Origin of the sequence: Pantoea sp. EKM10T, from assembly GCF_011800685.1 — a bacterium.
Classification (GTDB): Bacteria; Pseudomonadota; Gammaproteobacteria; order Enterobacterales; family Enterobacteriaceae; genus Pantoea; species Pantoea agglomerans.
In genome coordinates, this window is sequence record NZ_JAALEU010000003.1 from 230,927 (window position 1) to 244,187 (window position 13,261).

Genomic DNA, 13,261 nt, shown 5'->3' on the forward strand with positions numbered 1-13,261 from the left:
TTTACTGACAGGTCTGCCGGGAAGGGCAACAAACAAGCCTGCTTATCAGAAATGCAGCTGTAATATCACTGGCGTAACGTGCCGCTCTGTTCAGGCCGATGTAACAGGGTTTTATTCCGTAAGCGATTCAGCCGGATCAACGTCACTGACCTTCTCGCGTCATCAACACCGCCAACAGGTCTGAAGCCAAAGAGGATGCTGGAGAGAAGGATTCAGACAAGGTCATTCACTTTGCGATGATGGCAAACTGAAAACCTGATCGCGGCAATTAACTTTATGAGCATGGTTGTCGGCAATAATGATGACAGCAGCCATAATCATACCGAGAAGAATGATAACTATTTTACGCAGGAGCATAAGCGTTAATTCCTGTGAAATTAAACTATTCTTATCTGTAATATGTTACTCACTTTTATCAGTGACTTAACGTGAGTGTTGATTAATTATGGCTGAAGTAAAATCTTTATATATTGATCGCGATGCGGTTTTCCAGACTCTGCTGAAATAAAGGCGTCATGCAAATTCTTAAATAAACGAAATCTAAATGAGGGAATAAAAGCTGTTAATTTATCTTGTGTCTGTTTGACTGAAAAGGGTTGAACCTGTATGGCTTCAGGCTGCGAAGAGGAAAAGCTGAATAACGGCCCACAGTTGAATACTGCGGGCAGCGCGCTGGACCCGGTCGGGACTCATCCGACTACCGGATCCCGAGGGTGGCGGCAGTCATCACTAATTTTAAACAGATTACAGACTGAGAACGGTGTCGTCAGATTTCTGTTTCTCCGGCTGAGTGATGAAATCCTGTGCCAGATCGGCGACGATGGCTGCGACGGTTCGCACCGATTTGATCATTGAGATGCCGGTGCCTGTCGAAACGACGCCTTTGTCAAAATTGCCCAGTCGCATCGCCTGCCATAAAGAGTGGTAGCCATTCATTGCAGTGAACAGCGTTTCACGGTCAGCGCCCTGCGCATCAAGTTCTGCCAGCCTGGGACTGAGCGGCGTTGGCAATGTCCGGTAATAAGCGGGCAGGGTGCGGAAAAGTAGCAGATCTTCTGCGCTCGATGAAACAATCAGCTGCTTGACCTTCTCATCCGCCGGGTTCTCCTGCGCGGTTAAAAACAGGCTGCCTATCCAGACGCCTTCTGCACCTAACGCCATGGCTGCACGCACGCCCCGCACATCCCCAATGCCGCCAGCCGCCAGCACCGGAATTTTCACACTGTCAGCGATCATGGGCACGATGCTGAACGTTCCGATAATGCGTGATGGCACGGTGCCGCCTTCATCAAATCCGGTGGCGACAATGATATCGGCGCCAAGTTTTTCGGCCTGTTGTGAATTGGCAACGTCAGGCGTCAGCGCACGATAAAGGATTTTGATGCGATGTTGTTTCAGAAATTCGAATATTTCGGCATCAAGCACTTCATTAACTAAAACGGCCTCTACCTTCTCTTCAACAAACATTTCAGCTGTTGGACGCCAGAAACTCATATCCGGCCCATTGATCAGGGTTGCCCCAAAAGGTTTATCGGTCAGCTGTTTGGTTTTTCTGATTTGCTCACGCATGCGCTCCAGCGCCATGAAACGAGAGTCCGGCAATGTATCCTGCCCGGCGTTGGGGCCAATTATGCCTAATCCGCCTGCGTTTGATACTGCGGCAACAAACGTTGCATTGGTCAGAAAGTACATGGGTGCCTGAATAATGGGATAGCGAATATTCAGAATTTCTGTCACACGGTTTTTCATCGCTTTTTCCTTATCCGGATACGGTGTAGCCAGACTTATTCGTTAAAATAAGAATTTTTTTACAGGCCGTTTTATTTTTATTCTCTTAGTCAAAACAGGGAGTTTAATAGTTGAAAATAAGATGTAAATGGTCAGAATTGGGTACATGTTTGCCAGATATGGAAAGATAATGGATCTCAACGCGACAAAACTCTTTATTGCAGTCGTTCAGGCAGGCAGCTTTTCAGCGGCAAGCGAGAGAACAGCTATCCCCATCTCTACGCTGGTGCGGAAAGTGAACGAGCTGGAGCGGGCACTGGGTGTACAGTTGCTGGAGCGATCAAAGAAAGGGGTCAGGCCGACCTATAAAGGACAACAGTTCTTTGAGCAATCGCGACCTGGCCTTGAATTGCTGGAAGAGGCCACCAAAACGGTCAGGTCTGCGCACAAACTGGCGGGCAAGCTGCGAATATCGGTGCCGCCTGACTTCACCATCTGGTGGGAATTGCTGCATGCGTTTCAGCAACGCTATCCTGATATCAAAGTGTTTTGCCACTCAGGGGAAAGAGTGGTGGATCTGTTTGAAGATGGCATTGACGTGGCACTCAGGCTGGGCGAGTTGCATACCGAAGATGTGATTGCCAAACCGGTTATGAATGTCGAGGCATGGTTTGTTGCCACGCCTGAACTGGCTGAACGCTTTGGACATCCGCAGACGCTGGCGGCGCTGGCGACGTGTCCGATAGCCAGCTGGGAAGGGCTTAACAGTGGTTCCTTTGAGTGGGTATCCGGAGACGAGAAGGTAAAATTTGAGCCGTTTTTTTCCTCGAACAACACGCAGGGCCTGCGCCATTACGCACTGAGCGGTGCCGGAGTATCGCTGTTGTTTGATTTTTTAGTGAAACCTGATGTGGAGAGCGGGAAGCTGGTGCGGTTGTTGTCCGATTATCCGACTCACTCGATGCCTTTACATCTGGTCTATGTCCGGCACAAACATCCTTCAGCCATCACACTCGCGTATCTGGAGTTTTGTGCCGAATGGGTGAGTCAATACAAGATCGGATAGGGGCTACACAAAAGGGTCAGAGGCAGAGGTGTCCGGCAAACCAGCGCACAGGCACTGTAGCCTCACCGATGAATGAAAGGGATAAACACAGAAAAAGAAAAGGCGCCCTGAGGCGCCTCTGATAGTGACCTTAACGCCACTATTTCCAGTATTTACACCAGCTGCTGTGCCGTGGTTTCCACCAATGTCAGCAACACTTTGATATCTTCCAGCGTCACTGTCGGATTCAGCAGGGTCATCTTCAGGCAGGTCACGCCATCGAACTCGGTCACGCCAACGTTGGCGCGGCCCGATTCCAGCAGGGCATCACCGATACGCTGATTCAGCAACGCAATATCCGCACTGCTGAAGTGCGCCAGATGCGCCGGACGATAGCGGAACAGCACGCTGGCCAGCTGCGGTTTCATCACCAGCTCCAGCGCAGGCTGCTCATCAACGTACTGTGCAACCTGCTGTGCCAGTGTCACACCGTGATCGATGATTTCGGCATACTGTTTCTGACCCAGTGCTTCCAGACCCATCCACAGTTTCAGTGCATCGAAACGGCGGGTGGTCTGAAGCGATTTGGACACCAGATTCGGCACACCCTGCGCTTCATCAAACTCAGAGTTCAGATAGGCCGCCTGGTAGCGCATCAGCTCATAGTGGCGTGCTTCCTTCAGCAGGAAAGCACCACAGCTGATGGTCTGGAAGAACTGCTTGTGGAAGTCCAGGGTAATGGAATCGACCAGCTCAATGCCATCCAGATAGTCACGATACTTTTCTGAGAGCAGCAGCGCGCCGCCCCAGGCCGCATCGACGTGCACCCAGATGTTCTCTTCGGCCGCCAGCGCCGCGATTTCGCGCAGGGGGTCGATCGCACCGGCATCGGTAGTACCCGCCGTGGCAACAATCGCCAGAATGTTTTCACCGTTGGCTTTGGAGGCTGCCAGTTTGTGGCGCAGGTCATCCATATCCATGCGGGCAAAGCGATCGCATTTCACCTGCGTCACGGATTGATAGCCCAGACCCAGCAGCGCCATGTTCTTCTGAACCGAGAAGTGCGCATTCTCTGAACAGAAGACTTTAATCTTCTTCAGATCGCCGGTTAAACCATCCTGCTGAACAGAATGACCCTGGCGGGCAAACCAGGCATCACGCGCCAGCATCAGACCCATCAGGTTGCTCTGGGTGCCGCCGCTGGTGAAGACACCCGCGTCGCCGGACTGATAACCGACCTGGGAACGCAGCCACTCAATCAGCTTCATCTCAATCAGAGTGGCTGAAGGTGCCTGGTCCCACGAATCCATACTCTGGTTGGTGGCGTTAATCAGCACTTCCGCCGCCTGGCTGATAACCAGGCTCGGGCAGTGCAGATGCGCCACACACTGCGGGTGATGAACCGACAGGCTGTCTTTGAGGAAGTACTCAATGGCGCGTTCAATCGCGGCCTGGTTGCCCAGGCCCTGAGGATTGAAGTCCAGCTTAATGCGCTCGCGCAGCTCTGCGACGGTTTTTCCCTGATACATCTCAGGTTGTTCCAGCCACTTCACGACGGCCGCGCTACTCTGGGCAATCGCCTGCTGGTAGGCCTCGGTACTCTGTGCTGAGGCCGCCAGAATCGGGTTTAACCGGGACATTGCATTCACTCCACTCAAACTGGTTTCACGCCAGCTGACAGCAGGGCGTTTTCAAATTTATCCATAAACACGTCCAGTTCTGCATCTGTGATCAGCAGGGAAGGCAGCAGACGTAATACGCTGCCGTGACGTCCGCCACGCTCCAGAATCAGGCCGTTCTCAAAACATTTTTTCTGTACCAGCGCGGAGAGCTCGCCGTCTGCCGGGAAGCTGCCCATGTGATCAGCGGCTTCGTCAGGTTTCACCAGCTCAATGCCGATCATCAGACCCAGACCACGCACGTTGCCGATCACCGGGTAGCGCTGCTGCAGCTCGCCCAGTTTGCCTTTCAGCCATTCGCCCTGTGCAGCGACTTTGTCAGCGATGTTGTTATCTTTCAGCAGCTTCAGCGTAGTCAGGCCGGTCGCCATTGCGAGCTGGTTGCCACGGAAGGTGCCGGTGTGGTGGCCAGGAGACCAGGCGTCGAACTCTTTCTTAATGCCCAGTACCGCCAGTGGCAGACCGCCGCCGACCGCTTTTGACATCACGATGATGTCCGGCTCAATACCGGCGTGCTCAAAGGCGAAGAATTTACCGGTACGGGCAATGCCCGCCTGCACTTCGTCGATGATCAGCAGAATGCCATGCTCTTTGGTCACTTTACGGATGCGCTGCAGCCACTCAGCCGGAGCCGGGTTAACACCGCCTTCGCCCTGAACCGCTTCCAGAATGACGGCTGCCGGTTTGCGAATGCCGCTCTCAACGTCGTTGATCAGGTTTTCGAAGTAGTAGGTCAGCGCTTTCACGCCCGCTTCACCGCCAATGCCCAGCGGGCAGCGGTAGAGGTGCGGATAAGGCATGAACTGCACTTCCGGCATCAAGCCGTCGACGGCTTCTTTCGGTGACAGGTTGCCGGTAACAGACAGCGCGCCGTGGGTCATGCCGTGATACGCACCAGAGAAGCTGATGATGCCGGAACGACCGGTGTGTTTTTTCGCCAGTTTCAGCGCCGCTTCAACGGCATCCGCGCCCGACGGGCCGGTAAACTGCAGGCAGTACTCTTTGCCCTGACCCGGTAATAACGAGAGCAGGTACTCAGAAAACGCATCTTTTAACGGCGTGGTTAAATCAAGAGTATGTAACGGCAAGCCGCTGGTAATGACATTTTGAATGCTCTGCAGAACGTCTGGATGGTTATGACCCAATGCCAGCGTTCCGGCACCTGCAAGACAGTCGAGATACTGATTATTCTCGACGTCTGTGATCCAGACACCCTGTGCTTTCGCAATCGCGAACGGCAATTTGCGAGGATAACTTCGAACGTTTGATTCAAATTCAGCCTGACGGGCTAAATAGGTTTCATTGGTTGCGTTTAAGTTCTGTGCATTCAAACTATCAATACGGACTTTATCCGTCATCATATCTCTCCTACAACCGGGACGGGCGTAGCGTCGCAGTTGAATAAATGTATTTAAATTGGGGTATGTGTTTTAAGCGCGGCCAATATAGGTGTTTTTAAGGTCCGACTCAATGTTTAATTTTATCGGCAGATAACAGATTCTTTGCTATAGGAATCAATCATTTGGTGAGTTTGTGAACGTATACATTATTGCCGCTTCGCTAGTCCGTTGTTAATAAGTGGCGTAAAAACACCAGCTTACCCGGCGCGGAGCGTGCTAAGTCAATGATAATAATCTGTGTAAATAGCTGTTTCCGGGGCAAAACGCTATCAAAAAGGGGCCTTTTCAGATGGAAAAAGCATAAGTCAGTTTGACTGAAGAAGCTGCATTTATAGCGGGTTAAAAGCGCAGACCAATTAAAATAATAAACCTTTTATTAACATTTAATTAAAATCTGGCGTTGTTAAAGCCTTTATAACGCGTCAGATCCACGTTACGACAGGAGATGATCAATAAACTGCGTTAAGTCAGCCATCCCTTCGCTTGCCTTTTTCTCCGACGGATTGATGGTCAGCAAATCGGCATAGCCGTTAAGCATCGCACTGATTTGCCGGGCGGTACGTGGGATATCGGCACAACGCAGCGTTCCATCTGTGACACCGTCACGAATTATCTCCTCCACCAGCGCCTGCCACGCTGCCGTCATTTGTTCTGCCAGCGCGGCATAGGCTTCGTGATGCGCAGCCATCTGCCAGAATGAAGCATAAAGTTGCCAGGTTGCATCCGGTGCGCTCGGCAGATGACTTTCGAACAGCGTCAGCAACCTCTGGCGGGGTGTGAGTAGAGTCAGGGAGTCAGCAAAATTTTCTAAATCCACGTGCATAAAGCGTTCAAGCGCTGCCAGGCAGAGCGTCTGCCAGTTGCTGAAATAGTGATAAATATGACTGCGTGAAATGCCCACCGACTCAGTGAGTTCCCGAGTGGTCACTTTTTCGATCCCTTTCTCGATAAATAACACTATCGCGGCATCCAGGATTTTGGCTCTCAGTGCTTCAGCTGACTCTTTCATCTCTCTCTCAATGAGTGTCACGTTGACTTTGAGCAACTGCTCAAATAGACTGCTTTTCGTTCTTGAGCAACCGCTCAAGACTCATGATATCAGAAACAGAAACTATGCATTCCTCAAAAACGATCCTGCCGGTAGCAAAACCCCGCAGCGCTATTCTGACATTAAAAATGCTCGGCCGTCGCCATAGCCGCAAGCTGTTCCTCACGCTGCTGCTGGTGGTGGCGGAAAATGTCATGTATCTCCTCTATCCGCTGCTGGCGGGCTTCGCTATTAATGCGATTCTCTCCGGCAGGACCTGGCATGCGGTGCTCTATGCGGTGATGGTGTTTACCATGTGGGCCATCGGAGCGGCACGACGCAGCGTCGATACCCGCACCTTTGCCCGTATTTACGCCGGGCTGGCCGTGCCGGTGATTGTGGCACAGCGTAGCGAAAACCAGAGCGCGTCCACCATTGCCGCGCGGGTGGCCTTGTCACGCGAGTTTGTCGACTTTTTTGAGAAACATCTGCCGGTGCTGATTACCTCGCTGGCCTCCATGACCGGCGCCGCGGTGATGCTGCTGGCTATCGAGTTCTGGACCGGCGCGGGCTGTCTGGCGATCCTGCTGTTCTTCGCCTGTTTCCTGCCGGGATTTACCCGCAAAAACGATGTGCTGTTTGGTCGTCTGAATAACCGGTTGGAGAAAGAGGTGAGCTTTGTCAGCAACGCTAACGCTGCGTCACTGGACCGTCATTATGGCGTGCTGGCCAGCCTGCGGATCCGTCTCTCCGATCGGGAAGCCTGGGGTTATCTGGCCATCGGTAGCGTGGCGGCACTGCTATTTGCTGTCACCATTGCGGTAATGTCGAACCGTAGCGGGACCAATGCGGGTCACATCTATTCGGTGATGACCTATATGTGGATGTTTGCCATGAGCCTGGATGACGGCCCACAGCTGCTGGAAAAATATTCCCAGCTGAAAGACATAGGTCGCCGGGTGAATACCGGCACACACTGATTTTGCCGATTCACCCGCTGACTTCTTTTCGGCGTTGTCTCAGTTGAGGGCTGAAGCAGCCGCCGGACGGGCCGGCGGCAACGGAGGTGAAGAATTAACGGGCCGACTCGGGACTGGAAGCGGTTACGGCTCAGGGAGGGGTTAATAATCCAGTTCACCTGGCGAAAATGCCCTGAATGCGTTATCAGACGGCGTATAGCCCAGCACTTCTCGCGTCTGTGTCAGATCAAAGCGCTTAAAGCGGTTATCGGAAATGCCGTAGCCAATAAAGAAGGTGATCTTCTCTGCCTCGACGGCGCCAGTCAGCAATCTGACGGCATCTTCCGGACTCAGCCATGCGCTGTAATCCCTCGCATTATGCAGGCTGTTATCCAGTGCAGGTTCAAACGCCCCGATTCTCAGCGCCACACAGCTCAACCCGTGCTGGCTGGCATAGAAGGCGCAAAGTGCTTCACCATAACATTTGGTGACGCCATACAGATTCGCGGGAGAGACGGCCATGGCGGGATGTATCTGGACATCCGCCGGGTAGCCCTCAATGGTCTGCGCACTGCTGGCAAAGACCAGACGACGACAGCGGTGCTCAGCTGCTGCCTTGAGTATCCAGGTCGTAGAGAGAATATTGGCGGGCAGCAGATCGTCGAAACTGGCCTGCGCATCCGGGATACCGGCGAGGTGGATGACGGTATCGACAGGCTCTTCAGCCAGTAATTTCTCCGCCGCACCAGGTTGTGACAGATCCGCCACAATAAAACGATGGGGTGCGGGTATCGCGTAATCCGGCTCACGTAAATCGGTCAGGATAAAACGGTAGTTGTTCTGGCTGGCCGCAAAGAAAGTGCGCCCGATGCGCCCGCTGGCACCGGTAAGAAGGATAACTCTGGTCGTCATCTGCTGATCCTGTTATTCAAAAGAAGCGCTGAGAGGTCAGTTAAACAGAGATTCACGACTCAGGCCTGCGTAGCTTCCCGGATTGTGATCTTAAACAGGTCGCTATGCGCCAGAGTGGCACGGATAAATGCCCACGTTCCCGCAGCCTTCACTGTGCGCCAGATCACATAAATGGGTTGCTAAGCGCAGCCTGACTTTTTATAGTCTGCCCGCTTCACCCGGACGGGAACACGCTCTGCTTTCTCTCTCCGGCTCACTTCAGTTTTTTCAGTTCTGGCCATTGGGAATCAATTTTGTTAAGAAAAAATCATAAAACCGACGATGCCGGTTTTGTCCGCTGGGCATTACTGGCCCTCGCGCTGGGCGGCTTTGGCATCGGTACCGGTGAGTTCATCATGATGGGCCTGCTGCCAGATGTTTCACGCTCCCTTGCGATTACCGAGCCGCAGGCGGGCAACGCCATCGCCAGTTACGCACTGGGCGTGGTGGTCGGTGCGCCGTTTATTGCGGTGCTGGCGGCGCGAATGGCACGTAAATCGCTGCTGCTGATCCTGATGGCGCTGTTCAGTATCGGTAATGTTGCCAGCGCGATGGCTGACAGCTATCACGGCCTGCTCGTGGCGCGTTTTCTGACCGGGCTGCCTCACGGCGCCTACTTTGGTGTGGCGTCGCTGGTAGCCGCCTCGCTGGTGCCGATTGAACGTCGTGGCCGCGCGCTGGCGTCACTGATGCTGGGACTGACGGTGGCGACCCTGATTGGTGTGCCGCTGGGCTCCTGGATAGGTCAATTATTTAGCTGGCACGTGGTGTTCACCTTTGTGGGCGCAATTGGTCTGCTGACCTGCCTGCTGATTGGCCGCTATGTCCCTTACACGCCTGGCGATGTGGATGCGCATCCGCTGCGGGAACTGGGCGCGCTGAAAAACGCGCAGGTGCTGCTGACCCTGCTGGTGGGGGCGGTAGGATTTGGCGGGATGTTCGCTATCTTCAGTTATATCGCGCCGACGCTGATTAACATTGCTGGCATCTCTCCCTCGCTGATCCCCTGGGCGATGGTGGCGTTTGGGCTGGGAATGATCATCGGTAATCTGGTGGGTGGCCGTCTGGCTGATGGCCCGGTGCTGAATATTATTGGCTGGACGCTGTTATGGAACGTGCTGGTGATGCTGGCCTTCCCGGTGCTGGTTCAGCATGTGGCAACCGGCCTGCTGGCCACGTTCCTGATCGGCACCTGCTCAGTGCTGCTGCCGTCGTTGCAGATTCGCCTGATGGATGTCGCCAATGAGTCGCAAACCCTGGCGGCTGCGATGAACCACTCGGCGCTGAACATTGCCAATGCGATGGGCGCGTATCTTGGGGGCCTGACGGTGTCGCTGGGCTATGGCTGGATCTCCACCGCGTGGGTGGGTGTTGCGCTGGGCGTGGCCGGTCTGATGGTCTTTGTGCTCACGGCGCGACATGCTGCCCGTCAGCAGACTCAACTGGCCTGAGTTCTATAAAGCAGGGCGCAGCGATACTGTTTATCGCTGCGCTTTATTAGTACAGGGCCGCCGTATTATTTTTCAGCAATGATTAACCGCACTATTATTTACTCTCTGACCGTTCAGCGAAAATTATCATTCTGTCATCCCTGATATTTCAAAATGCTCGGAAAATCAACAAGGGCGCTCCGGACGTCTGGATGTTAAAAGTAAATTAAAATAATGTTTGCTAATGTCGGTGAGGCGTGGCTTAATAGCGTCATCGGTTTGGAACACAGACCTTATCAAAGCAGTTTTAGTAAAGCAGTCCTCAGTGCAAGCGATATCACAAGATACCCTTATTCATGAGTCTCCTCCTAAAAGCCTGGTAAGTTACCTTCTGAAAGACAGGCCATCTTCGCCACTTTGTGGCTCATAAATTAAGGAATTATCGATGTCTAATAAAATGACTGGTTTAGTAAAATGGTTTGACGCTGGTAAAGGTTTCGGTTTTATCTCTCCTCAGGATGGCAGCAAAGATGTATTCGTACATTTCTCTGCAATTCAGAGCAACGATTATAAAACTCTGGACGAAGGTCAGCAGGTCGAATTCACTATTGAAAACGGCGCTAAAGGTCCTTCAGCGGCAAACGTTGTCCCTATGTAAGCCTTAATTATCAATAGTGCTTATCAACGCGTGATGGCAATAGCCTGAGCAGATAAGCCTGATATTGATAATTAATTAAAACCCGCCTTGTGCGGGTTTTTTGCGTTTATGATTTGCCGGATGCTTACGCGATGTTTTTTGCCCGCGCCAGAAATCCGCGCGGGCCAGTAAAAAATGTTCAGCGCACGCTGGCGATCAGCCACTGCTGCAACTCTGTCAGCTCCGCGCGTTGCTCCGGGAAATCCGCAATAAGCTGAATCAGCACCGGTTCAAGGGCATCGGGCCGATAGGTCACACCCTGCAACCGCTGCGCCAGCGCTTCCAGCGGCGCAGGGTTGAGGCTGTCGCTGAAAATCTGACAGCGGCTGATCACGCCGCGTTCTACATCGAAATGAATCTCCACACCACCCCAGACAAAACGCTGGTCCAGCAGATGCGAGAAATCGGGTGCCTGACCGAAATTCCACTCCCAGCTACTCTGCTTTGCGAACTGCTCTCTGAAACCCGGCAGATCGGGCAGGGCGTCGGGAGAGATCCTCTCTGGCTCACAGCGCTCACCGTAATAGTTGAAAAATGCGTCCGTCACCGCGGAGCAGATCGCCTGATAGCTGATACCCGGCGTTAACTCCGCCAGATTGGTCACTCTGGCGCGCACTGAGGTAATCCCCTTCGCCTGCAATTTCTTCACATCCGGATTAAGGTAATGCGCCAGGCGGGAGAGGTCGGCATCCATCAGAATAGTGCCGTGATGGAAACCGCGATCCGGCGTTTCACGGTAGGCTGAACCGGATATTTTGCGCAGCCCGTCAGCGGTGTTCACCACTAAGTCATTACGGCCAGAGGCCTCCGCGGGTACGCCAAGCGAAGTCAGTGCGCGCAGGATGATCTCAGTCGAGACGCTTTTATCATACTCCGGCTTGCCGGCCATAAAGGTAAAACAGCAATTGCCGAGATCGTGAAACACCGCGCCACCGCCGCTGCTGCGACGTGCCAGCCGGATGCCATCTTCCGCCATGCGTCGGGTATTGCACTCTTTCCACGGATTCTGTGCCCGCCCGATCACCACCGTTTCCGCATTACGCCACAAAAACAGCACCCGCTGGGTGGCCGGCATCTGGCGGAAAATGCACTCTTCTACCGCCAGGTTAAACCAGGGATCGTTGGATTCAGATAACAGTAAACGCAGCGTGGACATCGGTGACTCCCGTTCCTTAAGAGAAGAGGCCCATAAAGCAGGGCAGAAGGCAGAGTGTACCAGCCGGGAAACGGGACTACATGCCTCTTCATGCCGTGATGCTGCGGCAAAAAAAGATAAAATGCCGTCTGCAGAGTAATCGCGGCAGATTGGTGTAGGACATTATGACAATATGGATGTGGAGTGTGCTGAGTCCCCTGCTTATTTTCCCTTTGAGAGAACAAAATCCGTATGAACGCTTCCGCTGGCATAGCGATGAAGATCACCGCTGCATTAAGTAGCACGCTGATGCTGGCCTGTGTAAAAGAACTCGATGGGGCGATACCGGTCGGCGAAGTAATATTTTTTCGCTCGCTGCTGGCACTGGTGCCGCTGTTAATCTGGCTGCGCTTGCAGGGCAGCGTGCTGGACGGCATTCGCACCCGCAATATTCGGGGGCATTTTGTGCGCGGGCTGGCCGGAACCGGTGGACTCTATTTCAGTTATCTGTCGCTGCTCTACATTTCTCTGACCGACGCCACGGCTATCAACTATGCCGCGCCGCTGTTTACCGTGCTGCTGGCGGCGCTATTTCTGCGCGAAAAAGTGCGTCACCATCGCTGGGTCGCGGTCTTTACCGGTTTCAGTGGCATTCTGGTGATGTTCTCCGGGCATCTCACACTGGCGCGTCAGGCGACATTTTCCCTTTCTGCATCGGTGGGTATTCTGCTGGCGTTGATGGCGGCCTTCTGTACTGCCTGTGCGCTGGTGCAGATCCGCTTTCTTAACGGCAAAGAGAAGCCGGGCGCCATCGCTTTCTGGTTCGCTATCACCACGGCCTTAACGTCGCTGGTCACGCTGCCAGGCGGCTGGAAAGTGCCGCATGGCAATCAGCTGGCGTTACTGGTGGGATGTGGGCTGCTGGGCGGTATTACTCAGATTCTGATGACTCTGAGCCTGCGCTATGCTGAAGCGTCCTTGCTGGCCCCGTTCGACTACACCACCTTAATCTGGTCAGTGGCGGTGGGTTATCTGCTGCTCGGCAATCTGCCAACCTCCACCACGGTGATGGGTGCGATTCTGGTGGTGGCAGGCGGCCTTTACTCGGTGCTGTATGAGCGTTACCGCTTCCGTAAAGCGCGGATAGTTAATGCCAGTCGCTGATCGGCCCGCCCGGCATCGCCTTGTTATTTACAGAGTGATAACGCAG

12 protein-coding genes are annotated in these 13,261 nt (G+C 53.4%); 5 read left to right on the plus strand and 7 right to left on the minus strand.

Annotated elements, in window-relative coordinates; genetic code table 11:
- Positions 1 to 222 precede the first annotated feature (222 nt).
- Complete coding sequence (locus HFD95_RS22210; RefSeq protein WP_254920067.1) at positions 223 to 357, minus strand: hypothetical protein; 135 nt, start codon at positions 355 to 357, stop codon at positions 223 to 225.
- 387 nt (positions 358 to 744) lie between these two features.
- Positions 745 to 1,749 (minus strand): nitronate monooxygenase family protein, encoded by a 1,005-nt coding sequence (locus tag HFD95_RS07575; protein ID WP_033768475.1) that lies wholly within the window; start codon positions 1,747 to 1,749, stop codon positions 745 to 747.
- A 169-nt stretch (positions 1,750 to 1,918) separates the two neighbouring features.
- On the opposite strand from HFD95_RS07575, the gene HFD95_RS07580 reads away from it, so the two are divergent.
- On the plus strand, positions 1,919 to 2,794 hold the full coding sequence (locus HFD95_RS07580) for a LysR family transcriptional regulator (protein ID WP_033768473.1): 876 nt from the start codon (positions 1,919 to 1,921) through the stop codon (positions 2,792 to 2,794).
- A gap of 152 nt (positions 2,795 to 2,946) precedes the next feature.
- Here HFD95_RS07580 and HFD95_RS07585 read toward each other — a convergent pair whose 3' ends face one another.
- From HFD95_RS07585 to HFD95_RS07595, 3 genes are all read right to left on the minus strand, one after another.
- A complete protein-coding gene (locus HFD95_RS07585) occupies positions 2,947 to 4,413 on the minus strand; it encodes an aspartate aminotransferase family protein (RefSeq protein WP_010247242.1) in 1,467 nt (488 codons plus the stop codon).
- 14 nt (positions 4,414 to 4,427) lie between these two features.
- Entirely contained in the window at positions 4,428 to 5,813 is a 1,386-nt protein-coding gene (locus tag HFD95_RS07590; protein ID WP_167430046.1) for a diaminobutyrate--2-oxoglutarate transaminase, read from the minus strand.
- A gap of 472 nt (positions 5,814 to 6,285) precedes the next feature.
- Complete coding sequence (locus HFD95_RS07595) at positions 6,286 to 6,861, minus strand: TetR/AcrR family transcriptional regulator (RefSeq protein WP_167430047.1); 576 nt, start codon at positions 6,859 to 6,861, stop codon at positions 6,286 to 6,288.
- A 104-nt stretch (positions 6,862 to 6,965) separates the two neighbouring features.
- Here HFD95_RS07595 and HFD95_RS07600 point away from each other — a divergent pair, with 104 nt between their 5' ends.
- A complete protein-coding gene (locus HFD95_RS07600; protein ID WP_033760348.1) occupies positions 6,966 to 7,859 on the plus strand; it encodes an ABC transporter six-transmembrane domain-containing protein in 894 nt (297 codons plus the stop codon).
- Between the two features lie 141 nt (positions 7,860 to 8,000).
- Here the strand turns inward: HFD95_RS07600 and HFD95_RS07605 are convergent, their stop codons facing one another.
- Positions 8,001 to 8,750 carry an NAD(P)-dependent oxidoreductase gene (locus tag HFD95_RS07605; protein ID WP_167430048.1) on the minus strand — a complete coding sequence of 250 codons (750 nt, stop codon included), beginning with the start codon at positions 8,748 to 8,750 and terminating at the stop codon, positions 8,001 to 8,003.
- A gap of 293 nt (positions 8,751 to 9,043) precedes the next feature.
- Here HFD95_RS07605 and HFD95_RS07610 point away from each other — a divergent pair, with 293 nt between their 5' ends.
- Positions 9,044 to 10,240 carry an MFS transporter gene (locus HFD95_RS07610; protein ID WP_033760352.1) on the plus strand — a complete coding sequence of 399 codons (1,197 nt, stop codon included), beginning with the start codon at positions 9,044 to 9,046 and terminating at the stop codon, positions 10,238 to 10,240.
- 424 nt (positions 10,241 to 10,664) lie between these two features.
- A complete protein-coding gene (cspA, locus tag HFD95_RS07615; protein ID WP_003855207.1) occupies positions 10,665 to 10,877 on the plus strand; it encodes an RNA chaperone/antiterminator CspA in 213 nt (70 codons plus the stop codon).
- A 178-nt stretch (positions 10,878 to 11,055) separates the two neighbouring features.
- Here cspA and HFD95_RS07620 read toward each other — a convergent pair whose 3' ends face one another.
- Positions 11,056 to 12,072 carry a lipoate--protein ligase A gene (locus HFD95_RS07620; RefSeq protein WP_167430049.1) on the minus strand — a complete coding sequence of 339 codons (1,017 nt, stop codon included), beginning with the start codon at positions 12,070 to 12,072 and terminating at the stop codon, positions 11,056 to 11,058.
- Positions 12,073 to 12,303: 231 nt separating this feature from the next.
- Here HFD95_RS07620 and HFD95_RS07625 point away from each other — a divergent pair, with 231 nt between their 5' ends.
- The gene (locus tag HFD95_RS07625; protein ID WP_167430050.1) at positions 12,304 to 13,215 is read left to right on the plus strand and encodes a DMT family transporter; all 912 of its coding nucleotides are present in this window, start codon (positions 12,304 to 12,306) and stop codon (positions 13,213 to 13,215) included.
- Positions 13,216 to 13,261 lie beyond the last annotated feature (46 nt).